General features: G+C 72.5%; 23 protein-coding genes and 1 tRNA gene. 11 read left to right on the top strand and 13 right to left on the bottom strand.

Going from position 1 to position 23,522, the window contains the following annotated elements:
- Positions 1-33: 33 nt before the first annotated feature.
- The 3 genes from AB0H82_RS20295 (at position 34) to AB0H82_RS20285 (ending at position 4,395) form a co-directional block, all read left to right on the top strand.
- Positions 34-1,695, top strand: coding sequence for an alkaline phosphatase D family protein (locus AB0H82_RS20295; RefSeq protein ID WP_362994543.1), 1,662 nt, complete (start codon positions 34-36; stop codon positions 1,693-1,695).
- 272 nt (positions 1,696-1,967) lie between these two features.
- Positions 1,968-3,857 carry an FAD/NAD(P)-binding protein gene (locus AB0H82_RS20290; protein WP_362994719.1) on the top strand — a complete coding sequence of 630 codons (1,890 nt, stop codon included), beginning with the start codon at positions 1,968-1,970 and terminating at the stop codon, positions 3,855-3,857.
- A gap of 79 nt (positions 3,858-3,936) precedes the next feature.
- The gene (locus AB0H82_RS20285; RefSeq protein ID WP_362994541.1) at positions 3,937-4,395 is read left to right on the top strand and encodes a DoxX family protein; all 459 of its coding nucleotides are present in this window, start codon (positions 3,937-3,939) and stop codon (positions 4,393-4,395) included.
- An 87-nt stretch (positions 4,396-4,482) separates the two neighbouring features.
- Here AB0H82_RS20285 and AB0H82_RS20280 read toward each other — a convergent pair whose 3' ends face one another.
- Positions 4,483-5,064 (bottom strand): superoxide dismutase family protein, encoded by a 582-nt coding sequence (locus AB0H82_RS20280; RefSeq protein ID WP_362994539.1) that lies wholly within the window; start codon positions 5,062-5,064, stop codon positions 4,483-4,485.
- A gap of 258 nt (positions 5,065-5,322) precedes the next feature.
- Between AB0H82_RS20280 and AB0H82_RS20275 the strand changes: the two genes are divergently transcribed.
- A complete protein-coding gene (locus tag AB0H82_RS20275) occupies positions 5,323-5,946 on the top strand; it encodes a VTT domain-containing protein (protein ID WP_362994537.1) in 624 nt (207 codons plus the stop codon).
- A 621-nt stretch (positions 5,947-6,567) separates the two neighbouring features.
- Here the strand turns inward: AB0H82_RS20275 and AB0H82_RS20270 are convergent.
- Positions 6,568-6,789: a DUF2277 domain-containing protein gene (locus AB0H82_RS20270; protein ID WP_362994535.1), complete on the bottom strand. Its 222-nt coding sequence runs from the start codon at positions 6,787-6,789 to the stop codon at positions 6,568-6,570.
- A 117-nt stretch (positions 6,790-6,906) separates the two neighbouring features.
- On the opposite strand from AB0H82_RS20270, the gene AB0H82_RS20265 reads away from it, so the two are divergent.
- Both AB0H82_RS20265 and AB0H82_RS20260 read left to right on the top strand, forming a co-directional pair.
- Positions 6,907-7,257, top strand: a complete 351-nt coding sequence (locus AB0H82_RS20265; RefSeq protein ID WP_362994533.1) for a hypothetical protein — start codon at positions 6,907-6,909, stop codon at positions 7,255-7,257.
- An 83-nt stretch (positions 7,258-7,340) separates the two neighbouring features.
- Positions 7,341-7,640, top strand: coding sequence for a hypothetical protein (locus tag AB0H82_RS20260; protein ID WP_362994531.1), 300 nt, complete (start codon positions 7,341-7,343; stop codon positions 7,638-7,640).
- A gap of 152 nt (positions 7,641-7,792) precedes the next feature.
- On the opposite strand, the gene AB0H82_RS20255 is transcribed toward AB0H82_RS20260, so the two are convergent.
- Both AB0H82_RS20255 and AB0H82_RS20250 read right to left on the bottom strand, forming a co-directional pair.
- Positions 7,793-8,656, bottom strand: coding sequence for a PRC and DUF2382 domain-containing protein (locus AB0H82_RS20255; protein ID WP_362994529.1), 864 nt, complete (start codon positions 8,654-8,656; stop codon positions 7,793-7,795).
- A 286-nt stretch (positions 8,657-8,942) separates the two neighbouring features.
- Positions 8,943-9,014 (bottom strand) — tRNA-Val (locus AB0H82_RS20250).
- 175 nt (positions 9,015-9,189) lie between these two features.
- Here AB0H82_RS20250 and AB0H82_RS20245 point away from each other — a divergent pair.
- The 4 genes from AB0H82_RS20245 (at position 9,190) to AB0H82_RS20230 (ending at position 13,283) form a co-directional block, all read left to right on the top strand.
- The gene (locus tag AB0H82_RS20245) at positions 9,190-10,002 is read left to right on the top strand and encodes a DUF4097 family beta strand repeat-containing protein (protein ID WP_362994527.1); all 813 of its coding nucleotides are present in this window, start codon (positions 9,190-9,192) and stop codon (positions 10,000-10,002) included.
- A gap of 260 nt (positions 10,003-10,262) precedes the next feature.
- Positions 10,263-11,546: a hypothetical protein gene (locus AB0H82_RS20240; protein WP_362994717.1), complete on the top strand. Its 1,284-nt coding sequence runs from the start codon at positions 10,263-10,265 to the stop codon at positions 11,544-11,546.
- A 100-nt stretch (positions 11,547-11,646) separates the two neighbouring features.
- Positions 11,647-12,279 carry a bifunctional 4-hydroxy-2-oxoglutarate aldolase/2-dehydro-3-deoxy-phosphogluconate aldolase gene (locus AB0H82_RS20235; protein ID WP_362994526.1) on the top strand — a complete coding sequence of 211 codons (633 nt, stop codon included), beginning with the start codon at positions 11,647-11,649 and terminating at the stop codon, positions 12,277-12,279.
- Positions 12,279-13,283, top strand: a complete 1,005-nt coding sequence (locus AB0H82_RS20230) for a sugar kinase (RefSeq protein ID WP_362994524.1) — start codon at positions 12,279-12,281, stop codon at positions 13,281-13,283. The genes AB0H82_RS20235 and AB0H82_RS20230 overlap by 1 nt, the downstream gene beginning before the upstream one ends.
- 165 nt (positions 13,284-13,448) lie before the next feature.
- Here the strand turns inward: AB0H82_RS20230 and AB0H82_RS20225 are convergent, their stop codons facing one another.
- From AB0H82_RS20225 to AB0H82_RS20210, 4 genes are read right to left on the bottom strand one after another with little or no spacing between them, the layout of a single operon-like run.
- On the bottom strand, positions 13,449-13,667 hold the full coding sequence (locus AB0H82_RS20225; protein ID WP_362994522.1) for a zinc ribbon domain-containing protein: 219 nt from the start codon (positions 13,665-13,667) through the stop codon (positions 13,449-13,451).
- 9 nt (positions 13,668-13,676) lie between these two features.
- Entirely contained in the window at positions 13,677-14,489 is an 813-nt protein-coding gene (locus AB0H82_RS20220) for an HAD family hydrolase (protein WP_362994520.1), read from the bottom strand.
- Positions 14,486-16,948, bottom strand: a complete 2,463-nt coding sequence (locus tag AB0H82_RS20215; protein WP_362994518.1) for a phosphoribosyltransferase — start codon at positions 16,946-16,948, stop codon at positions 14,486-14,488. The genes AB0H82_RS20220 and AB0H82_RS20215 overlap by 4 nt, the downstream gene beginning before the upstream one ends.
- A 58-nt stretch (positions 16,949-17,006) precedes the next feature.
- A complete protein-coding gene (locus AB0H82_RS20210) occupies positions 17,007-18,191 on the bottom strand; it encodes an HpcH/HpaI aldolase/citrate lyase family protein (protein ID WP_362994516.1) in 1,185 nt (394 codons plus the stop codon).
- A gap of 247 nt (positions 18,192-18,438) precedes the next feature.
- Here AB0H82_RS20210 and AB0H82_RS20205 point away from each other — a divergent pair, with 247 nt between their 5' ends.
- Entirely contained in the window at positions 18,439-19,314 is an 876-nt protein-coding gene (locus AB0H82_RS20205) for a TerD family protein (protein WP_362994514.1), read from the top strand.
- Positions 19,315-19,347: 33 nt separating this feature from the next.
- Here AB0H82_RS20205 and AB0H82_RS20200 read toward each other — a convergent pair whose 3' ends face one another.
- The 5 genes from AB0H82_RS20200 to AB0H82_RS20180 all read right to left on the bottom strand — a co-directional run bounded on the left by AB0H82_RS20200 (position 19,348) and on the right by AB0H82_RS20180 (position 23,335).
- Positions 19,348-20,088: a Tellurium resistance gene (locus tag AB0H82_RS20200; RefSeq protein WP_362994512.1), complete on the bottom strand. Its 741-nt coding sequence runs from the start codon at positions 20,086-20,088 to the stop codon at positions 19,348-19,350.
- A gap of 186 nt (positions 20,089-20,274) precedes the next feature.
- Entirely contained in the window at positions 20,275-21,417 is a 1,143-nt protein-coding gene (locus AB0H82_RS20195) for a DUF475 domain-containing protein (protein ID WP_362994510.1), read from the bottom strand.
- Positions 21,418-21,481: 64 nt separating this feature from the next.
- Positions 21,482-22,057: a TerD family protein gene (locus AB0H82_RS20190; RefSeq protein ID WP_362994508.1), complete on the bottom strand. Its 576-nt coding sequence runs from the start codon at positions 22,055-22,057 to the stop codon at positions 21,482-21,484.
- Positions 22,058-22,187: 130 nt separating this feature from the next.
- The gene (locus AB0H82_RS20185; RefSeq protein WP_362994506.1) at positions 22,188-22,763 is read right to left on the bottom strand and encodes a TerD family protein; all 576 of its coding nucleotides are present in this window, start codon (positions 22,761-22,763) and stop codon (positions 22,188-22,190) included.
- 113 nt (positions 22,764-22,876) lie between these two features.
- Positions 22,877-23,335 carry a peroxiredoxin gene (locus AB0H82_RS20180; protein ID WP_362994504.1) on the bottom strand — a complete coding sequence of 153 codons (459 nt, stop codon included), beginning with the start codon at positions 23,333-23,335 and terminating at the stop codon, positions 22,877-22,879.
- Between the last annotated feature and the right edge of the window lie 187 nt (positions 23,336-23,522).

Below are 23,522 nucleotides of genomic sequence, written 5' to 3'. Positions count from 1 at the left end.
ACCGTACGGGGCGACGGAGGAGGGTGATCACCTGTGGCACGGCTGCGCCTGGGTCCACTGTTGAGGTACGTCGACGGCGCCACGGCGACCGTCTGGGTCGAGGCCGACCGGCCCTGCACCGCCGAGGTGCGGTGCGCGGACGGCGCGCGCGGCTCGGCACGCACCTTCCAGATCGCCGGCCATCACTACGCGCTCGTCCCGGTCACCGGCCTGACCCCCGGCACGGAGACGGCGTACGAGGTGCGGCTCGGCGAAGGCGAGGGGGCCGTCGTCTGGCCCCTGCCCGCATCGCCGTACCCCGCGAGCACCATCCGCACGCCGGCGGCGCCCGGCGGCACCGGCGCCGGCGAGCTGCGCGTCACCTTCGGCTCCTGCCGGTGGGCCGCGCCGCCGTCCGGCGAGCACGATCCCGTGGGGCCCGACGCCCTGGACACCCTCGCCGCCCGCATCGCCGCAGGCCCGACCGCCGAGCGCCCGGACGTCCTGCTGCTCCTGGGCGACCAGGTCTACGCGGACCAGACCTCCAAGGCCACCCAGCGCTGGCTGGCCGCCCGCCGCGACCTCGCCGACCCGCCGGGCGCCCAGGTCGCGGACTACGAGGAGTACACCCACCTCTACTACGAGTCCTGGCTCGACCCGGAGATCCGCTGGCTGCTGTCCACCGTGCCGAGCAACATGATCTTCGACGACCACGACATCGTCGACGACTGGAACACCAGTGCGGCCTGGCTAGCCGAGATACGGGCCACGCCCTGGTGGCGCGAGCGCCTGCTGAGCGGCCTGATGTCGTACTGGGTCTACCAGCACCTCGGCAACCTGCCGCCCGAGGAGCTGGCGCGCGACGCCCTCTACGCCTCCGTGCGCGCGACCCCGGACGGCACGGACGCGCTGCGCGCCTTCGCCGCCGCGGCCGACGCGGACCCCACCACCGCCCGCTGGAGCTACCGGCGGGACTTCGGCCGCGTACGCCTGCTGATGGTCGACACCCGCGCGGCCCGCGTCCTCGACGAGGGCGAGCGCGCCATGCTCGACGCCGACGAGGCCGACTGGCTGCGCAAGCAGGCGCTGGCGGATCCGGGCGCGTACGACCATCTCCTCATCGGCACCTCCCTGCCCTGGCTCCTCCCCCACCTCATCCACGACGCCGAGGGGTGGAACGCCGCGCTGTGCCGCGGCGAGCGCGGCGACCGCTGGGCCCGCTTCGGCGAGAACCTGCGAAGACGCTCGGACCTGGAGCACTGGGCCGCCTTCCCCGCCTCCTTCGAAGCGCTCACCGCGCTGATCACGGCGGCGGGTTCGGGTCCGCGGGCCCCCGCGACGGTGTGCGTGCTCTCCGGCGACGTCCACCACGCCTACATCGCCGAGCCGAGCTGGCCCGCGGGCGAAGGCCCCGAGGCCCGGGTCCTCCAGCTCACCTGCTCCCCCGTGCACAACTCCATCCCCGCCTCCATAAAGCTCGGCTTCCGCTTCGGCTGGAGCCGGGTGGGGCGCGCGCTGGGACGGCGCTTCGCCCGGCATGCCGGGGTGACGCAGGCGGGCATCGACTGGCGCAGGACGGGCGGGCCCTGGTTCGGCAACCAGCTGATGACCCTGACGCTGCGCGGCCGTTCGGCCCTGCTCCGGCTCGACCAGGCGCGGGCGGTGCGCGGCGGGAGCGTGCGCCTGGAGACGGCGGAGTCGACGCAGCTCTCGTGAGGGCGGCCCGGGTGTGACGCGACCCACAGCCGGAAGCGGATCCTCCGGCGGGGGTTCGGCATCAGGGCCGCCGACGGCATGATGATGCGGACCGATGCGGACCGTCCGGTTCCAGCGCTCCGGCGCTCCGGCGCTCCGGCGCTCCGGCGCTCCGGCATTTCGGCGTTCCAGCGTTCTCTATATGCCCGGGAGTCACGCTTTTGTCTGCACCTGTACCCGCGCCGCTCCCACCCGCGCCACCCCGGCCCGCACCGCACGATGCCGCCCTCGCCCTGGTCGGCGCGGGCCCCCGCGGCACCAGCGTGCTCGAACGGCTCTGCGCGTCGGCGGCCGAACTCCTCGCGCCGGGGACACGTCTGACGGTCCACGTCGTCGACCCCGCCCCGCCGGGCGCGGGCCGCGTCTGGCGCACCGCGCAGCCCGCCGAGCTCCTGATGAACACCGTCGCGTCCCAGGTGACCCTCTTCACGGACGAGAGCGTCGACTGCTCGGGGCCGATACGACCGGGCCCGAGCCTGTACGAATGGGCGGCCGCCGGGCACGTGCCGGGGCTCGGGCCCGACGACTATCCGACCCGCGCCTGCTACGGCCGCTACCTGGAGTGGGTCTTCGCCGAAACGGTGCGCGGCGCCCCCGGCGCGGTCCGCGTCCAGGTGCACGCGGCGCGCGCCGTGCGGCTGACCGGGGCGGCCGACGGGGCGCAGACCCTCGTACTGGACGACGGCCTCGAACTGTCCGGCCTCGCGGCGGTCGTGCTCGCGCAGGGCCACCTGCCGACGGCCGGCACGCCGGAGCAGCGGCGCCTGACGGACCACGCGGCGCGGCACGGCCTGCGCCACTTCCCGCCCGCCAACCCCGCCGACCTGGACCTGTCCCGTGTCGCCCCGGGCGAGCGGGTGCTGCTGCGCGGGCTCGGCCTCAACTTCTTCGACCACATGGCGCTGCTCACCGAGGGCCGCGGCGGCCGGTACGTGCGAACGCCCGGCGGCGCGCTGCGATATCGGCCGTCGGGCCGCGAGCCTCTGCTGTACGCGGGTTCGCGGCGCGGCGTCCCGTACCAGGCGCGCGGCGACAACGCGAAGGGCCCGTACGGGCGGCACGAGCCCGCCGTCCTGACCGGTGACGTGGTGGCACGCTTCCGCAAGCGCGCGGAGAGCGGGGACGCCCCCGACTTCCTCGACGAGATATGGCCGTTGATCGCGAAGGAGGTGGAGACGGTCTATTACGCGGCGCTCCTTGCGGGCCGGGGCGGCGGTCCGGCAGAGGTGAGCGACTTCCGTGGACGGTTTCTCGCCACCGGTCACCGCAGCCCTCAAGAGGCCTGCGTGCTGGGCGAGTTCGGCATCGGGGACGCCGACCGCTGGTCCTGGGACCGGCTCTCCAGGCCGCACCCGCCGCGCCCCTTCGCCTCCGCGGGTGCCCACCGCGAGTGGCTTCTGGACCGGCTGCGCGAGGACGCCGCGCAGGCCGCGCTCGGCAATGTCGCCGGACCGCTGAAGGCCGCGCTCGACGTGCTCCGCGACCTGCGCAACGAGCTCCGCGCCATCGTCGACCACGGCGGTCTCCCCGGCACCTCGCGCCGCGACCACCTCGACCGCTGGTACACGCCGCTCAACGCCTTCCTGTCCATCGGCCCGCCGCGCCGCCGCATCGAGGAGATGGCGGCGCTGATCGAGGCGGGGGTCCTGGAGGTGCTCGGCCCGCGGCTGACCGTGCGGCCCGACGGCGGGGCGTTCCTCGCCCACTCCCCCGACGTGCCGGACTCGGCCGTACGGGTCACCACGCTGATCGAGGCCCGGCTGCCCGAGCCGGACCTGCGCCGCACCGGCGACGCGCTGCTCGGCGAGCTCCTGGCGAGCGGCGGGTGCAGGCCCCATGTGGTCGACGGCTACGAAACCGGAGGCCTGGACGTGACGCCCCGGCCCTATCACCTGATTGACCGTCAAGGGCGCGCCCAGGCACGGAGGTTCGCGTTCGGAGTGCCCACCGAAGGGGTCCACTGGGTGACCGCGGCCGGTGCCAGGCCGGGCGTCGATTCCGTCACCCTGTCGGACGCGGACGCGGTGGCGCGGGCCGTGCTCCGCCTGGCCGCCTGGGCCGGCGAGCCACTGCCCGGCCCCCGGACGGAGCCGAAGCGGAATCTCCGACTGACCGAATGTTGAACTTGCAAGCACTAATTAGGTTCGCCTAATCTTGGGCCTCCGCTCGGTTACCGTCCCCCAACCGAAGGAGTCCCCCACCATGACTGGACGTCTCAACAGCGCCCAGCCCTATGCCCTCGGCCTGTTCCGCATAGTGATCGGCCTGCTCTTCGCCTGCCACGGAGCCGCCTCGCTCTTCGGAGTCCTCGGCGGCGCGGCCGGCGGCGGCACGATCGACGCCGGCACCTGGCCCGGCTGGTACGCGGCCGTCATCCAGCTCGTCGGCGGCGCGCTGGTCCTGCTGGGCCTCGGCACCCGGGCCGCCGCGTTCGTCTCGTCCGGCTCGATGGCGTACGCCTACTTCAAGGTCCACCAGCCGGAGGCGCTGTGGCCCATGGAGAACGGCGGCGAGGCCGCGGCGATCTTCTGCTGGGCGATGCTGCTGCTCGTCTTCACCGGGTCCGGCGCGTTCGGCCTGGACCGGTTCTTCGCCTCGCGGAGCGAGAGCGGGGCCGACGGGCAGGACGCGGGCTCGAAGCGCGCGCCGGTCGCGGCCTGACCCGCGACCTCCGTTCACGGGGCGGCGCCCCTTCCCTCGTGCCTCGCGGTACGGGGAAGGGGCGCCGCCCTTCGTCTATGAGCCGTCCTACGCGCCATCGGCCTTCGCGTGCGCCCGGGGCGCGAACGGCACCGTGAAGCAGGCGGCCCTGTCACCCGTACCGCCGGGCTCGTGGTGCAGGACCACGGAGGCGGCCTCGCCGGGCCTGAACCCCCAGCCGTGCACCGCGCTCGCCGACCCGGAGCCGTCCGCTCCGGCGGTGAAGTCCAGCCACACCTCGTTCTCCGGGTTGAGGTAGGCCGGGTCCTTCGACGGCTGCACCGGGTCGACGCGGTGCTGATAGTGGCCGCCCGCCGCCTCCGGTTCCACGCCGCACGGCTTGCGGTGCACGTGCACGCCGTACGCGTGCCCCGGCTTCATGCCCCTGACCCGCAGGGTGACGGTCATGCCGTCCCCGACGCCGCGCTGCACGACCTCGATCCACGACGCCGCGGGGACCAGTCCCTGGTCGTACGTCACCGCAGGCGAGGGGATGAACGCCGTGGGCGGCGCGAACCGCCCCTCGGCCCGCACCCAGGGGGTTTCGGCGACCGCGCCACCGCTCACGGCCAGTGCGGCCGCGACGGCCCCGATCCCGACCCCAACCCCGGCCAGCACCCCTGACACCATCGCCCGCTCCGTCCCTGATGTCGTTCACGTCCCACTCGGGCGCTGACTCGTTCGTACGGGACTTCGGTGCCGTACGCCGCATCGGGGGAGGCAGCCGGGTGAACGTGACGTAGGGAACATCTAAACCCCCAGTGGATCTCGCGCCCCTCACGCGGCGTACGCTGTACAGCTGTCACCAGGCCGCCCCTGCCGTTCCCCGCGACAACAGCGGCAACGCGCTGCCAACCGGTGAGTAACGGGGAGTAACGGGGAGTTGCGGTGCTTGAGAGTGTGGGGGCGTTGACCGGCAGTCCGTGGATTTACGCGGTCGTCGCCCTGTCCGTCCTGTTCGACGTGTTCGTTCCTGTGCTGCCGAGCGGCGTCCTCGTCATCATGTCGGCCACGGCGGCCGCGGCGGCGGGAACCGGTGCGGGGCAGGTGCCGCACGGCGTCCCCGACATCCTCGTGCTCACCCTCTGCGCGGCGACGGCCTCCGTGCTCGGCGACATGGTCGCCTTCCGGCTTGCCTGGCGCGGCGGCGAACGTCTCGACCGCGCCATCGCCCGCTCCCGGCGCCTGACCACCGCGCAGGAACGACTCGGCACGGCGCTCGCGCGGGGCGGCGGCATCCTCGTCGTCATCGCGCGCTTCGCACCGGCGGGCCGCTCGATCGTCTCCCTCGGCGCGGGCGCGGCCCACCGCAAGCTGCGCGAGTTCCTGCCCTGGTCGGCCCTGGCCGGCCTGGCCTGGGCCGGCTACAGCGTCGCCCTCGGCTACTTCGGCGGCCAGTGGCTCGGCGCGACGTGGCTCGCCACGGGCGTCTCCCTCCTCGCCCTGTTCGCGGCAGGCGCGGGCGCGGCATTCCTGGTCCGCCGCCCAACCCCGGACACAGCAAAGGCATAGCCACCCCGCACGCCCCGTCCGGACCCCTGGCCCGCCCCTCGAAAAGCCACCCACACACCTGCCCCCGCGTTCGCACCGGTCGCGCCCGACGGCATTTCTGGTCCGGCGCCCGGAATCGGACGCGACGAAGACGCAGAACCCGGCGCACCCGCACGGGCCCCCGGGAGCCCCTGGAAGGCCTCCCAGGCACCTGTCCCTGCGTTCCGTCCGCGCGCCGGTCGCGCCCGGCGGCGTTCCTGACCCGGCGCCCGGAACCGAACGCGGCAAAGCCGCAAGGCCCGGCGCACCCGCACGAGCCCCGTGCCCCCTCGGAATGCCGCCCGCGCCGGTCGCACCCAGAGGCATGCCTGGTCCGGCACCCGGAACCGAACGCGGCGAAGGCATCGAGCGGCACGCGGCCCGCACCGCCTCCCGGGCCCCGGGCTCCCCGGAAAATCGCCCATACACCCGCCCTGCGGGCCTAGGCCGCCGCCGTTGCGGAGTCTGCACGGCGCCGCGCTCTGCGGCGTGCCCCGTGCGGCCGCGAAGGTGCCGCTCGGGTCCGTCTGCCGCGTCCGGGGCCGGCCGAGCGCCAACGTCGTCACCCTCTCGCCCCGCGGCCGGGGCAGCAGCAGGGCACGGCTATGACGTGCGTGCCCCGCGTACTTCCAGGTCCGCCAGCAGCTCCGCCGTCGCCTCCGCCACCGCGTCCACAGCCCGTTCGAACACCTCGCGGTTGTGCGCGGCCGGGGCGCGGAAGCCGGAGACCTTGCGTACGTACTGAAGCGCGGCGGCCCGGATCTCCTCCTCGGTGGCGTCCTCGGGGATGGCGGGCGGACGGAGCGTCTTGATGCTTCGGCACATGCCTCCAGCTTGCCACCGCCGGGTCGCCATCGGGCCAGTGCCGCAGTGGTCCCGTCGGCCGGATCCCACCCCCCGGATCACTCGCACACGTAATTCGAACAGGAGTACCATTACCGCGTGCCTGCCACCCCAGCCCATAACTTCCCGAGCGACCTCCTCGCCGGCCAGGAGGAACTGCACCAGGTCCGCTCCACGCTCCTGGCGCTGCTCAAACGCCTGCCCTGGTCGGTCGAGCCCCTCGACGGCTTCAGCGACACGGGCGGCTGGCGCAGAGTGGAACGCCCCGCCTCCCCCGGCTGGACCCCCGACGAACAGGCCGAGGTCGAGAAACTACGTACGCGCGAAAGGGAGTTGGCGGTCTTCGTGACCTGCCACCGCTACTGGGAGCAGGTCTCAGGACCGGACGTCGTCGCCGCGCGGGCCCGCCTCAAGCACGCCCACGACACGCCCGACGACTCCCTCCCGTAAAGCCATTGACACGCGCTGACAGCGGGCGTTGACTCCCTACCAGCCGCGCACAAGAGCCCCCTTCGAGCCACGGAGGTGCAGCCATGAACGTCCTGATAGTCGTCGCGATCCTGGCCCTCTTCGGCCTGGGCTTCAATCAGCCTCTGCTCTGGCTGGCCGCAGCGGCACTCGCCTTCTACCTGGTGCGCTTCTACGAGGGCGGTTCGGCCGACAAGAAGAGCGGTTCCGGGAGCGGCGGCAGTGGCGGAAGCGGTGCGGGCGGGGGAGGCGGCGCAGGTGGCGGCGGCTACCCCAAGACGTACCGCGACTACCGCATCCGCAAGGAACGCCAGGAGCGTTGGGACCGCAGGTACCGCAGGACGCACCCGGGATCCGGCCGCTGAGGTCCCGCCCGGGACAGCCGGAGAAAGAACAGCGCCACCACGCGAAGGCCCCCCGTCGACAGTCGACTGTCGACGGGGGGCCTTCGCCGCTACTGGCATCCAGTTGCCGGCACGCAACTATCGGCAGCAGCGAGCCGGCACCCGGAGCCGCGTCAGTGACGCGGGCCCTGCTTCCGGTCACGCCAGTCATCGCCCTTCGCGCCGCCGCGCTCACGCTCGCCCTTGCCGCGCTCGAACTCGATCTGCTCCTTGCGCACCGAGTCGGAGACCTCCTGCGTCTCGGTGACCTTCTCGGTCTCCAGACGCACGCGCTCGACCGGCACCGACTCCTTGCTGACCACGGGCCGCTCGGCGTGCAGGGTCACCTCGGTCTCGGCCTCGCCGATGTCGGCGCGGGTCCGGTCCCCCTCGCGGATCGGCTCGCGGACCACACGGACCTCCTCGTGGGAGAGGGGTACGGACGTCTTCACGTCCTCGGTGACGACCACCTTGCGCAGGCGGGCCCGGCCGACCACTTCCTCTTCCTTCCCCACCCGCAGCCGCTCCTCGGAGCGCACCATGTCCTCGGCCTTGCCGGTGTCGGCCGCACCGGCCCGGGTCGCGAACTCACGCGAGCCGCCGGCACCCGCGCCGGCCATACCGGCGGCGGTACGGGTCTGGTTGCCGCCCGCCGTGCCACGCGTCGTGGCGTCGGGGCGGGCGAGCCCGTAGTGGGCGTAGAGCTCGTGCTCCTCGCCCGGCTCTATGTGCTGGTCGGCGTCGATGCGGGGAGCGTCCTTGACGGCCTCCTTCGTCGTCGCCACGTGCAGCTGGTCATCCTGACGGCGGGCTCCGGCCAGCGGGACGAAGCTCTGCTTCATACCGAACAGCCCGGTCTTGACGGTGATCCACTCGGGACGGCCGGTGCGGTCGTCGAGGTAGACCTGCTCGACACTGCCGATCTTCTCGCCGGTGCGGTCGTAGGCCGTCAGGCCCGCAAGCCCGTCGGGGTTGGTGAAGGCCTCGCCCTGCGTCATGGGTGATCACTCCCTTGCAGCGCGCGACAGGCGAAAATCGACTTTCGCCTCGGAGGACGCACGCCTCCCCTCCATCGCGCTCCGCCCGACGGCATACCGCAACCAGGAAAGTCACGCACCGTGCGCGGCCGCCCCGGCAGAAGCCGCTCACCGGCACTCCTGAGGCGATCGGGCCGATCTGGCCCACCACCCCCCGATTAACCCATTCGGGTGACCACGCGAAGAAGCCCCCCAGCCATGACGACTGGGGGGCCACGAGCAGGATCACACCTGCTTCTCCACCCGGTGGGCGCGGACGGTTTCGAACCGCCGACATCCTCCTTGTAAGGGAGGCGCTCTACCCCTGAGCTACGCGCCCGGGACGAGTGGACAGCCTACCTTGCCGCAGCCAGTGCCCCGCAAACCCCTTCTTGTCACCGGGCGGCCGGGGGTTAACCCCACCCCTGATCCGGTGGCCGGCGGGATCCTCCCGGCTCGGGCGGCTCCGTAGAGTCTGGCCCGGCAGCACAAGATCACTTCAGGGGGAGCCCGTCATGACCGTCCGCACCCGTCGCCGTCCGCGCACCGCCCGCGCACTCGCCGCCGCCGGCGGGACCGCCGCCGTGGTCCTGCTGGCCGGCGCGTGCGGGGCCGACGCCACGGACGACACGGAACCGGAGCACCGGACGTTCGCCCTGGCGGGCAAGACGCTGACCGTCGAGTCCAGCGACTCCACCCTCGAACTGGTCCCCGCCGGCAGCGACGCCGAGGGCGTGCGGGTGACCCGGTGGTTCGACGGGGAGACCGTCCTGGGCGGCGACCCCAAGGTGACGTGGACGATGGAAGGGGACCGGCTGAAGCTCGACATGGAGTGCTCCGGAGTCATCGCCAACTGTTCGGCCAGGCACCGGGTCGAGGTGCCGCGCGGGGTCGCGGTGACCGTCGAGAACAAGGACGGCCGGGTCACGGCGAGCGGGTTCCAGGACCCGCTGAAGGTACGTTCGAAGGACGGCCCGGTCACCGTCGAGAACATCGGCGCGCCTCTTGACCTGCGCAGCTCCGACGGCTCCGTCACCGCGCGCCGCATCACGTCGCGGCAGGTTGCCGTCGACTCCAAGGACGGTTCCGTACGGCTGGAACTGGCCGCCGTGCCCGACCGCGTCGAGGCCCGGAGCAAGGACGGCTCCGTCGACATAGCGGTGCCCGACAGGAAGGGCGGGAAGGGCGGGAAGGAGGTCGCGTACGACGTACGGACCGACGTCTCCGACGGCTCCGTCGACGTGGCGGTGCCGCGCGACCGCAACAGCGCTCACCACGTGTCCGTCCGCAGCGCCGACGGCAAAGTCACCGTGCGCAGCGCGAACTAACCGGCCCGTGTATTCGTCCTTAACCGGTGGGAGAATGTGACACCGGGCAGGGCGGATGACAGCACGGGAGAGGGATAGTGACGGCGACACCTTCGCAGCCGTACACACCGGACAGAACCGAGGCCGAGAGCACCACAGCAGCGACAGCGACAGTCACGGGCCCCCGGCCCCGGACCCGGACCGGCGGGAGCGCGCGCCGCGGCGGCCCCCTCCGTGACGCCCTCGACACCCTCGCCCTCGTCACCGCCGTCACCCTCTCCCTGCCGCTGCTCGCCGCCGCCGTACCGGCCGCGTTCGCGGGCGGCGGCACCCGCCGGTGGTTCGGCGGCCGCGGCGAGAGCCTGCGCGCCGAGGCGCAGGCCGCGAAGGACGCCGCTGCCGCCGCCTTCTACGAACTGGACACCGCCCAGCGCGACCTCCGCATCTCCATAGAGACGATCGTCGCCGTGGACTCCTCGCCCGCGGCCCAGCGCGCCGTCTCGGACTTCGAGGCGATGGGGCGGCGCATCGACGAGGTCAGCCACCAGTACATCAGCGCGGTGGACGCCCACGACCTCGACCGGGACGACCTGGAGTCCTCCGTCGCGGCTCGCGCCAAGACCGAACTCACCGCCGCCACAACCGAGCTGGGCAGGACGAAGCAGGACCTGGAGCGCTTCCAGCAGGGCCTCGGCCCGCTGCTCGACAAGGCGGAGACCCAGCTGGCGCGGCTCGCCCCCGCCGTGGAGCGGGCCCGTCAGACACTGCTCGCCGCCAGCAACGCCCTCGACGCCGTGCGGGCCGCGGGCCTCAAGGCCGACGACCTCGCCGCCCGGCTCGCCGCCCTCGGCCCCGAGCTGACCAAGCTCAACCAGGGCGCGGGCCGGCACGGCGTACCGGAGACGCTGCAGCGGGCCGACCGCGTCCTGCGCGACGCCGAGGCCGTGCGCGCCGAGGCCGAGCGGCTGCCCGAGCGCGCCGCCGAGATCGACCGGCGCCTCGTGTCGCTGCGCACCCGCGCGCAGGCGCTCACCACGCGCAGCGGCCAGGTCGACCCCGTCCTCAGCGAGCTGCGGCGCCGGTTCTCCGCCGCCTGCTGGCAGGACCTGCAGCACGTCCCCGACCAGGCCGCGGAGCATGTGCGCCAGGCCGAGGCCAAGCTCGCGGAGGCGCGGCAGGCCCGTGCGGAGCAGCGCTGGCCCGACGCCACCGCGCGGCTCTCCACGGTCCGCGCGCTGCTGAACTCCACGGACGAGGCGGTCTCGGCGGCCGGTGACCGCCTCCAGCGGCTGAACGCGGTGTCGAAGGACCCGCAGCAGGAGATCGACCGCACCCGCTTCGCGATCCGGGACGCACAGCGCCTGGCGATGGCGGGCCGCCAGACCCCCGAGCCGCGCCACGCCCGCCCGCTGGACGACTCCGTGGCCCGCCTGGACCGCGCGGTGGCCTCCCTGGAGGGCCGCCACCCCGACTACTGGCACTTCCTGACCGAGACCGAGGCGGTCCGCACGACCGTGGCGCGCGTGGTCGCGCAGATCCGGGAGGAGCGGGGGCAGGGGGCCTGAGCCGCCGGTCCGGCCACACCTGGCGGGGAGGCGCCCCGGCACGTAGCCGGAAAGGTGCCCCCGGCCGCGACGGCCTGAACCCCTGTGCGAACGTGGGGAGATGCGTGACTTCCCCACGGATCTCCGGGCGCGGCGCCTCGTCGCCATCGTGCGCGGCACCGATCCCGACGCCTCCTTCCGTACGGTCATGACGCTGGTGGAGTCCGGCGTTCCGCTGGTCGAGGTCTCCCTCAGCGGCGCCGACGCCCTGGGCGTGCTGCGCCGGGCGCGGGCCGATCTGGGCGCGGACGCCTGGCTCGGCGCGGGCACGGTCCGCACCGCCGACGACGCGCGCCGGGCCGCCGACGCGGGTGCCAACCTCATCGTCACGCCCGGGCTCGGCGCGGGGGTCGACGAGGCGGTGCGCCTCGGGCTTCCGGTGCTCGGCGGTGTCCTCACGCCCACCGAGGTCATCGCGGCCGAGGCGGCGGGCGTGACGGCGCTGAAGGTCTTCCCCGCGTCGGCGATGGGCGGCCCCACGTATCTCAAGGCGCTGCACGCCCCCTTCCCCGACACGGCCTTCGTGCCGGTCGGCGGGGTGGACGCGGTGGCCGCCGAGGCGTATCTGGCGTTCGGCGCGGTGGCGGTGGGCGTGGGCTCACCGCTGGTCGGTGACGCGGCGGACGGCGGCGATCTGGGCGCGCTGCGCGCACGGGCGGCGGAGTTCGTGGAGACCACGGCGGTGACGCTCTGATGCGCACGCCACCGTCACTGCCTCCGAGCCCGACCCCGTCCCCGGCCCCGACCTCGTCCCCGGCTCCCTGCGACGTCCTCACCCTCGGCGAGACCATGGTCGCCCTGCGCGGCAGCGGCCCCCTCAAGCTGGGCGGCTCGATGGACGTGTCGGTCGCGGGCGCCGAGAGCAATGTCGCCATCGGCCTGTCCCGGCTCGGCCACACCGTCCGCTGGGCGGGCGCGGTCGGCGACGACGAGGCCGGTGAGCTGGTTCTGCGCACGCTGCGCGCGGAGGGCGTCGACGTCACCGCGGCCACGCGCGACCCGCTGGCCCCGACGGGCCTCGTCCTCTTCGAGCCGCGGCTGCCGGAGGTGACCCGCGTGCACTACTACCGGGCGGGGTCGGCGGGTTCACGGCTCGCCCCGGACGCGGTCGAGGCGGCCTTCGCCACCGCCCGGCCCCCGCGCGTCCTGCATCTCACGGGCATCACGCCGGCGCTCGGCCCGTCGGCGGCCGAGGCGTGCCGGCGCGCCCTGCGCCTCGCCCGTGAGCACGGCACACAGGTCTGCCTGGACGTGAACTTCCGCGCCCGCCTGTGGAGCCCGGAGCAGGCGGCGACGGAGCTGCGCGGGTGGCTCCCGTACGTCGACGTCCTCATCGCCTCCGACGACGAACTGCCGCTGTGCCTGCCGTCGGGCACCGCGGAGAAGTGCCTCATCGACCGGGGCGTCCGCGAGGTCGTGGTCAAGCTCGGCGCGCAGGGCGCCACGGCCCACACCGCCGAGGGCGAACTCCACGCTCCCGCACGCGAGGTGCGGGCCGTGGACGCGGTGGGCGCGGGCGACGCGTTCGTCGCCGGCTATCTGTCGGCCCTGCTCGACGGCACGGACGTACGGGCCCGCCTGACCCGCGCGGTCACGACGGGCGCGTTCGCGGTGACGACCCCCGGCGACTGGGAAGGCGCACCGACACGGGCGGAGCTGAACCTCCTCGACACAGCCGAGGGAACGGTGCTCCGCTAACGCCTACCGACACCCGCTGGGCGGGGGCCGTCCGCCACGGGCCCCGCCAGGGAGCCGCCCCGGGGAAAGCGCCCGCCAGGGCAGCTTTCAGGGGCGCGGGGAACTGCGCGACCAGCCACATCCAACCCGCAGACGAACCCCACCCCGTCCCCCAACGGCGCGCCCTCAGCCGCAGCAACCCCCACCACAACAACCGCCACCGCCACCGCCGCCGGTGCCGCCGGCAGGCGCCGCGGCCGACCCGCCGACGGCCACGGCGGAAAGCAACTTCACCGTGTCCTCGTGCCCGCCGGGGCACACCGCCGGGTCGGCCGACTCGGCCATCGGACGGCTCAGTTCGAAGGTCTCACCACAGGACCGGCACCGGTACTCGTATCGAGGCATGGCCCCAGGTTAACGGGGCCCCACCGCCTCCAGGAACGCCCTGGCGATCTCCTCCCCCGCCGCGACCCCGCGCTCGGCAAGCACCGTGAGGCCCGGCGCGACGAACCCCGTGTCGGCGAGCTCCCCGTGGCCGGGCCGCCAGGAGCGGTCCGCCGCGAGCAGCAGGTCGGCGTCGAGCAGCGAGTCCCCCGCCGCGAGGACCTCCGTCGCGCCGGCCCGCCGCGCGACCTCCCGTACCGCCGCGCTCTTGGTGAGCGGCTTCGGCACGGCGTAGAGCTTGCGCCCCTGCAACGAGACGGTCCACCCGCGCTCCTCGGCCCAGACGGCGAGCTCCTTCACCCACTCCCCGGGCAGCAGCGCGCGCTCGACGACGAGGTACGCGAAGAGGTCCTCGGCGACGCGTTCCTTGAGCAGCCAGGCCGGGTCGGCGGTGCGCACGAGGTGGGCGCGGACCTCGTCGAGCGTGGCGCACTCGGCGGCGAGGCGGCGGTCGACCGCGGCCCGCCAGTCGGGGTCGGAGACGCCGTCGACGAGCAGGTGTCCGCCGTTGGCGCAGATCGCGAACTTCGGTGCGGGGCCGGGGAGATGGATGCGCCCGTACTGTTCGCGGGTCCGGGTCGTGGTCGGCACGAAGACGGCGGTGCGGCCCAGCTCGTCGAGGAGCCCGGCGGCGGTCTCGGTGACGTACGACAGCGGCTTGCCCTCGTACACCTCGACGCAGAGCAGGCGCGGCGCCTCGGCGTCGGGCATGGCCAGGCCGAGGGCGGCGGTGGAGTAGATGAGGGTGCGGTCGAGATCGCTGGCGATCACCAGGGTGCTCACTTGGCGGTCACCGCCCTGCCGTCCGCGCCCGTCGCGCCGCGCGTGTACTTGGGGTGGATCAACCCGACGCAGGTATACGGGAGTTCACCGACCTCCTCGACGGGGACGCCCCGCTGCTCGGCGAGCAGCCGTACGTGGTCGAGGTCGGCCCCGGCGCCCGCGCGGGCCAGGATCTTCCAGGGGACGCGGCGCAGCAGCACACGGGTCGTCTCGCCGACGCCCGGCTTGACGAGGTTCACGTCGTGGATGCCGTACTCCTCGCTGATGCGCTCGACAGCGGCCCAGCCTTCCCAGGTCGGCGTGCGGTCGGCGGAGAGCGCCTCCTTGACCTGCGCGTCCACCGCGTCGCCGACGTCCGTGAAGCGTGCGGCGATCGCGTCGACGAAGTCGCCGGACACGTCGGCTCCGGCGAGCTCGCGGTAGAACTTCGCGCCGTGGAAGTCGTCCGGGCCGACCAGGTCGGCGCGGAGCACGGTGCGCGAAATGAGCCCGGAGACCGTGGAGTTGAGGCAGGCGGAGGGGATGAGGAAGTCCTCGCGGGTGCCGTAGGTGCGGACGCACGAGCCGGGGTCGGCGAGCACGGCGATCTCCGGGCTGAACCCGGCGGCGCCGCCCGCCGCCTCGAACTCCTCGACGGCGTCGGCCAGTTCGCGGGTGATCGCGCCCTTGCCGGTCCAGCCGTCGACGAAGACGATGTCGGCCGGGTCGTGGTGGGCGGCGAGCCAGCGCAGCGCGTTGGCGTCGATGCCGCGGCCGCGGACGATCGACACGGCGTAGTGCGGCAGGTCGAGGCCGTGCCGGTGGGCGGCCCAGCGGCGCATCAGGACGCCGACGGGGGTGCCCGCGCGGGCCAGGGAGACCAGGACCGGGCGCGGGGACCTCTCCGCGAGCACGGTCTCGGTGACGGTGCCGACGGCCTGCGCGATGCGGGCGGCGGACGTGTCGAGCGCGGCGCGGAACAGCTCCTGGTAGCGCTCGCTCGGCTGATACTCGACGGGCAGCGACTCGGCGTAGTGCGCGCCACCGCTCTGTATCGCCTCCTCGCGCTCCTCCGTGGGGGCTTCGAGCGTCACGTCCGAGAGGTCCTGGAGCAGCCAGCCGACGTCTTCGGGTGCGTACGAGGAGAAGGCGGGGCCGCGAAGGGGCTCGGGGAGCATGCGGGACCTTTCGGGGACGTACGAGGGGACGACGGCCAGCAGGACGTGTCCGGTGTGTGCGGAAAGCTGCGCCAACAGCCCGTCCGCGGCGTGCAGTTGAGGCGTGTCCGCGACCGAGTCCACGACGGCGACGACCGCGTCGAAGCCGCCGCCCGCGACGTTGTACGCGTACCGCGTGCCGGGGCCGTCGGCGGGGTCGTCGTGCGCGGGGAAGGCGAGGCGGGTGCGTATCGCGTAGCCGGGGTCGTCCACGGCGAGCACGGGCGAACGCGTCGTGGTGGAGAACCGCACCTCGCGGCCAGTGCGGCGCTCCAGCTCCACGCCCACCGCGAGCGGCGCGTACATCAGCTCCTCGAAACCGAGGACGAGCACGCGCCGCGCCCCGTCCGGCAGGGCCTTCTCGATCTCGGCCGCCATGTCCGGCAGCGCCGCGTCCAGGGCGACCCGGTGCGCGGGCGTGAAGCCGTGCCGTCCGCCGTCGGGGACGCCCGCGGGCCAGCCGAGCTCGACGCGCGTGACGGGACCGGGGCCGGGACCGTGTTCCCCGCCGGGCGGCGGGACGGCGCGCGTCTCGTACTCGGCGACCAGCGCCTGCCCCTTCTCCAGGACGCCGTCGGGCAGCCGCACCGTGCCGGACGCCGTGGCGATGAGGTCGACGCGCGCGCCGATCTCGCGGGCGAAGTCGGCGAGCCGCCCCCGGTCCGCGGGCGAGCGCATGTCGACCAGCGCCACTATCACGTACCGCTCGCGGGGGAAGCGCTCGTGCAGGGCGCGGATGGTGTTGAGGACGGTGTTGCCGGTGGAGAACTCGTCGTCGACGAGTACCAGGGGTCCTTCGCCGGCGAGCAGCCGCGGGTCCTCGGGCAGCAGCAGGTGCGAGGTGGCGTGCGAGTGGGACTCCTCGAAGCCGCCCGCGCGCTCGACGCCGTCGACGGGGCGCCGGGTGGAGTGCAGGTAGGGCGCGAGGGCGACGCCGTCGGCGACCGCGTGGCCGAGGCCCGTCGCGGTCTCCGCGTAGCCGAGGACGACGGCGCGCCGGGCCTCGTCGTCGCCGAGCAGCTCCCGCACGCGGACGCCGAGGCCGCGCCCGGCCGCGTACACGACCGAGGGGCGCTGGGGGACGTGCTTGCCCAGGACGTTCGACACCAGGAGGTGGGCCCGCTTGGGGTTGCGGCGCAGGGCGAGGCCGAGCAGGCCGCGCAGCGACGGGTCGCCGTCGAGCCCGACCCCGAGCCGCTCGGCGACCCAGCTCCCCGACCACACCGTCGACTCCGGTATCGCGTCTTCAGTCACGTACGTCATGTCCTTACGTTCGTCGGCCGGGCGACCGGCACCTTCATCGGCCGGGGGGTCCGGCCTTTCAAGCGGGAAGTCCCGCGGTGAGCAGCTCCACGAAGCCGATGTCCGCCCTGGCCACGCCGAAGACCTCGGCGCGCCGCAGGGTCCGCTCGGCCCAGGCGCGGTGCGGCTTCACCTCGTTCATCTTGTTCGTGTACGAGGAGCGCAGCACCCCGCCGCCGCCCCGCTCGGGCCTGAGGATGTCCTCGGCGTCGCTGAACTCCTCGTGGCTGACCACGGAGAGCGCGTGCACGGGCAGCACGTGCGAGGGGTGGATGCAGGTCTTGCCGAGCAGGCCGTTGGCGCGGTCGAGCTCGATCTCGCGGAGCAGCCCGTCCATGTCGTGCTCGATGAGGGCCTGGCGGAGTTCCTCGGCCCGGCTCTCCAGGAAGGGGCTGCGGCGCAGCTGCGGCTTGAACATCCGCTCCTGGACGCGGAAGTACTCCCACACGGGCCCGGTCACGGTGAAGCCCGTGCCGTCGGCCCTGCCCAGCACGTTGACGACGTCGGCGATGACGGAGGCGACGATCTGCACGTCGTACGCGGTCATGTCCGGCGGTCTGCGCAGTCCGTACGCCGAGCAGAAGTCGGTGACGCCGAGGCGCAGCGCGAGGACCCGGTCGCGGTACTTGTCGACGGTGCGGGCGATGCCGGCGAGGGTCTCGGCGCGGCTCTCCAGGTGCATCAGCTCGGGCGACTCCAGGACGGGCATGGCGAAGAGCCGCCGGCCGGGGCCCGTGGGTCCCGCCGGGAGCGCCGCCTCCGCGGCCGCCACCGCCTCCAGGAACGGGACGCCCCGCTCCTCGGTGAATTTGGGCAGTACGAATCCGGACAACAGCCGGACGCTCGTCCCGAGCCTGCGGACGAGGTCGGTTATCTGCCCGGCGGCACGGACCCGGATGAAGAGCAGCGGCGGCTCCACGTCCCGCTCCGCCAGGTCGGCGAACTGCCGGACCAGGTTCTCCTCGGCGTCGGCCACCTCCGCGTCGTCGATGGAATCCTCCAGGCAGACCACCATGGAGGTCACGCCGCGCGCGGCCTGCTTCATGATGTCGTCCGCGAGGCGGGGGCGGGTGGCCGGGCTGTAGAGGGTGGCGCCCAGGGCGGACGCGAGCAGGTGGGGCGGGGAGTCCGCGGTGAAGGCACACGGCTCCCGGTGGAAGAGGCGCTGACGCACCTCTGGGGCGATGTGCCCGAAATGACGCATGTGACTCCCTTGCTATCGCCTGTTCCGTCGACGTGGGCCGTTTGGAGGTGGCCGGTAATAGTACGTAGAGACGGGTGCCGGGGGTTCCCTCCGGGCATGAACTTCAGGTAACCCGGCCATGTCACACATGCCCACCACACCACCGTCGCACGTTCGCGGCACCCGCAGGTCAGGAGGCTGATGACGCGACCGGGAGCTTCGGCCCCCCGTGTTGTCCCACTCGTGCGGGGGAAGGCAGGATGACCGTATGACGCACGCGATGTTGAAGGGGTCGAACGTCCCTCTCGAAGCCTCGGCCGTCCGCGCCGTGCTGCGCTGGGCCCCGGGACAGGGCGTCCCCGACGTCGACGCGTCGGCACTGCTGCTCGGCGGCGACGGCCGGGTCCGCTCCGACGAGGACTTCGTCTTCTACAACCAGCCCCGTCACCCCGGCGGCAAGGTCTGGCGGCTCGGCAAGAAGCGGGTCGCCGAGGGGCTCACCGACACCATCCAGACGGATCTGGCGGGCCTGGATCCGGCCGTGGACCGGGTGCTCCTCGCCGCGTCGGCCGAGGGCGTCTCCTTCGAGCATGTGCCCGCGCTGCGGATCCTGCTCTTCGACGCGGCGGTCGCCGAGGGCGAGCCGCTGGCCTACTTCGACATCACGCCGCAGACCGGCGAGGAGACCGCGCTGATCTGCGGGGAGCTCTACCGCCGCGGTGAGGGCTGGAAGTTCCGCGCGCTCGGCGAGGGGTACTCCAACGGCCTGGAGGGGCTCGCCTCCGACTTCGGGATCTCCGTGGACGACTCGGACTCCGGCGCCCCGGAGCCCGCGCCCACCCCCTCGACGTACTTCCCGCTGCCGCCCCAGCAGCCCGTGCCGCAGCACCCCCAGCCGTCCGCCGCCCAGCCGGCCCCGCAGACGCCCCCGCAGCCCGCGTACGGCTATCCGCCCGAGCCACCGCGCCACCCGGCGCCCCAGCCCGCGTACGGCTATCCGCCGGCGGCGGCCACCCAGCCCGCCCCGATGGCGCCGCCGCCCCCGGTCGCCCAGCCGTCGTACGGCTATCCGCAGCCGGCGACGCCGATGCCGGACCCGAACTTCCGGCTGCCGCCGCAGGGGCCGCAGTTCCTGCCCCGCTGAGGGCGCGGACCGGCCCGGCGACGCACACGGGGCTCAGCCCACCTTGGTCTTGTAGCCCCGGCCCCACTGCAGTCCCCAGCCGTACAGCCGGTCGAGCTCGGCCTGGAAGCCGTAGACGAACTTCACCTCGCGGCGCACGATCAGCTCGTTCTTCACGTTCTCGATGGAGACGACCGCGCAGGAGCGGGCCTGCGGCTGCCGCTCGTCCAGGTCGATCTCGATCCGCGGGCCGTTGCTGGGGTAGAGCGTGACCTTGGCCTGCGTACGGTCGAAGGCGGGTGTCTGGTCGTAGATGTACGCGAAGACCAGGAGCCGCTTGATGGACTCGCGGTGGTCGAGGTTGACGTAGATCGTCTCTCCGGACGGTGAGCCGAACCGGTCGTCGCCGCTGAGCTTCACGAACGGCGGGCCGTTCAGGTCCCCGAAGAAGCTGCCGAGGGGTTGCACGACGCCCTTGGTGCCGTCCATGAGCTCGTACAGGCAGCCGATGTCGAGGTCGACGTTGACCACGCCCTGCGTGTGCGCCTGGACCACGTCGGGCTGGAACAGCTTGAAGGGGTGCCGCAGCAGGCCGCCGCTCCGGGGCGGCTTGCCGATCAGGTCGGACGTACGCATCTGCCAGGACAGGTTGACGCGCAGGTTGCCGGTGGCCGCGCCCTGTTTGGAGAGCGAGACCGTCGGGTGCCGTTTGGTGAGTTCGATGGAGTTGCTGGCGGCGCTGCCCGATTCGAAGTCCATCGAGCGCCCGCGCCACAGACCGTCCCAGAAGGACATGCCGCCCCCAAGTGCCCTTGTGTGCCGTTGTGTGTCCGCGTGTGTCCCTGTGCTGCCTACGAAACCGACGGGGCGGCCGTGAGGACATCTCCTCGACGGCCGCCCCGCACAGAGCGTTCCTCACCCGGGCCGTCATCACACTCCGGAAACCGGAATCGGACAGCTCGGTGAGCGATTCAGTCAGTCTCAGACCCCTGACGACACCTGCGTCTTGTCACCGCTCGCGTTCCCCTCGGCCGCCGCGAGGCGCCGGTTGCGCAGCACGGACGAGACGAACGACCAGGCGATGAGGATGACGCCGACGGAGCCGGTGATGACCTCGTGGATCTCGTACTGGATGGTGATCAGGAGGATCACGGCGAGGGCGCCGATCGCGTAGTGCGCGCCGTGCTCCAGGTAGACGTAGTCGTCGAGGGTGCCCTGGCGGACCAGGTAGACGGTGAGGGACCGGACGTACATCGCGCCGATACCGAGACCCAGCGCCATCAGCACGATGTCGTTGGTGACGGCGAAGGCGCCGATGACACCGTCGAAGGAGAAGGACGCGTCAAGGACCTCAAGGTAGAGGAACATGAAGAACGCGGCCTTGCCGGCCATCACGACGGCAGGAACCTTCTTGCCGGACCGCTTGGCCTCTTCCTCCTGCTCGTGCTCGCGCTCCTCTTCCTCCTCCAGCTTGTTCTCGAAGTAGCCGGAGAGACCGCCGACGACGAGATAGGTGATCAGACCCGCGATACCGGAGATGAGGACCGTCTGTGCCTTGTCCACGTGGGTGCCACCGTGCTGGTGGGCCTGGGTGGCGAAGGTCATCGCGGTGACCATGAGCACGATGAGCGCGATGCAGACCGACAGCATGTCGACCTTGCCCAGCTTGGCGAGCGGGCGCTCCAGCCAGCCGAGCCACTTGATGTCACGGTCCTCGAAGATGAAGTCGAGGAAGATCATCAGCAGGAACATGCCACCGAAGGCGGCGATCGACGGGTGAGCGTCGGTGACCAGCTGCTGGTACTGGTCCTTGTCGTTGAGGGCGAGGCGGACCGCCTCGATCGGACCGGTCTTGGCACTGATGGCCACGATCACGACGGGGAAGACCAGTCGCATGCCGAAGACCGCGATCAGGACACCGACGGTGAGGAAGATCTTCTGCCAGAAGGCACTCATCTTCTTCAGGATTCCGGCGTTGACCACCGCGTTGTCGAAGGACAGCGAGATCTCGAGGATGGACAGGATCGCCACGACTCCGAAGCCGGTCCACCCCCCGTAGAGCACCGCGGCGACCAGGCCGAGCGCGGTCACCGCGAACGACCAGCCGAAGGTTTTCAGAATCACTGGTTACCCAATCGTGTGTGTACGGGCTCCCGTTTAGCGGTCTCCCCCGCGCCGGTCCCCTGCTTTACGAAACGTTGACCCCGAAGTCTAGAGCGATACCACGCAGGCCAGACGCGTACCCCTGCCCGACGGCACGGAACTTCCACTCTCCGCCGTACCGGTACACCTCGCCGAAGATCATCGCGGTCTCCGTGGAGGCGTCCTCGCTGAGGTCGTAGCGCGCGAGCTCCTGGCCGTCCGCCTGGTTGACGACGCGGATGAACGCGTTGCTGACCTGGCCGAACGTCTGCCCTCTGTTGTCCGCGTCATGGATCGAGACCGGGAAGATGATCTTGTCGCAGTCGGCCGGCACCTTGGAGAGGTCGATCAGCACCGACTCGTCGTCGCCGTCACCCTCACCCGTGAGGTTGTCACCGGTGTGCTCGACGGAGCCGTCGGGGCTCTTCAGATTGTTGTAGAAGACGAACCACTCGTCGCCCAGGACCCGGCCCGCGTTGCACAGCAGGGCGCTGGCGTCGAGGTCGAAGGGGGCGCCGGTGGTGGAGCGCGCGTCCCAGCCGAGGCCCACGAGGACCTGGGTGAGATCGGGTGCGGCCTTGGAGAGGGAGACATTGCCTCCCTTGGCGAGCGTGACGCCCATGGTGCTGGTCCTCCCCGTGGTGACGAGAGCCGTGCGCCCGCGGTGACGGGCGCACCAGGTGGTTGAGCACGTCCGGCGCCGCACCTCTGCGTGTGCGGCGCCGGACGGATGGCGCGGGGGCGTGCTCGGCTCAGACGTTGACGCCGAAGTCCTGCGCGATGCCGCGCAGGCCCGAGGCGTAGCCCTGGCCGACCGCGCGGAACTTCCACTCGGCGCCGTGGCGGTAGAGCTCGCCGAAGACCATGGCGGTCTCCGTCGAGGCGTCCTCGGAGAGGTCGTACCGCGCGATCTCGGCGCCGCCCGCCTGGTTCACGACGCGGATGAACGCGTTGCGGACCTGGCCGAACGACTGCTGGCGGTTCTCGGCGTCGTAGATCGAGACGGGGAAGACGACCTTCTCGACGTCGGCGGGGACCGCGGCCAGGTCGACCTTGATCACCTCGTCGTCGCCCTCGCCCTCACCGGTGGTGTTGTCACCGGTGTGCTCGACGGAGCCGTCGGGGCTCTTCAGGTTGTTGAAGAAGACGAAGTTCTGGTCGCTGCTGACCTTGCCCTCCGCGTTCGTCAGGATCGCGCTGGCGTCGAGGTCGAAGTCCGTACCGGTGGTGGTGCGGACGTCCCAGCCGAGGCCGACCAGAACCGCGGTCAGGCCCGGTGCCTCCTTGCTCAGCGATACGTTGCCGCCCTTGCTGAGGCTGACTCCCACGAGTCCTCCCAATTGGTGTCCAGGGGCGGGGAGCCCCAAGCGTTGCGTTGCCATCGGATCAACGTGTGGATCCTAGTGACCGGTTCCCGGCCGCGAGCGAAAACGGGGCTTGCTCAGAGCGTTTCGAGGGCCTTGACGTACTCATTCAGGTCACGGGCGTCCGGCAGGCCGTTGACGACGCTCCAGCGCACCACGCCCTCCTTGTCGATGATGAAGGTGCCGCGCACCGCGCAGCCCTTCTCCTCGTCGAAGACGCCGTACGCGCGGGAGACCTCGCCGTGCGGCCAGAAGTCGGAGACCAGCGGGTACTCCAGGCCCTCCTGCTCGGCGAAGACGCGCAGCGTGTGGATGGAGTCGTTGGAGACGGCGAGCAGCTGGGTGTCGTCGTTGACGAACTTCGGCAGCTCGTCGCGGAGCGCGCAGAGCTCGCCGGTGCAGACGCCGGTGAACGCGAACGGGTAGAAGAGCAGCACCACGTTCTTCTCGCCGCGGAAGTCGAAGAGCCGCACGGTCCTGCCGTGGTTGTCCTTCAGCTCGAATTCCGGGGCCTCGGTGCCCACCTCGATCGCCATGAATACGCATCCCTTCGACGGGGCCCCTCGGCTGGGGCCGTTCGGGTGACACCCACCCTACTTGCGGGGATCTACGCCTTTCGGGGGCTCGGCACATGCGTGAGGCCCCCGCCGACGGATGGTCGTCGGCGGCCCAGCGCCGGGACGAACGGGAGACCAGCTGGAGGCCGCGCCCGCCCTCGTCGTC

This window comes from Streptomyces sp. NPDC050732 (genome assembly GCF_040654255.1).
In the GTDB taxonomy this organism is placed as follows: domain Bacteria; phylum Actinomycetota; class Actinomycetes; order Streptomycetales; family Streptomycetaceae; genus Streptomyces.
The sequence above is the reverse complement of the archived record's forward strand: the minus strand, read 5'-3'. Positions and strand labels throughout refer to the sequence as shown.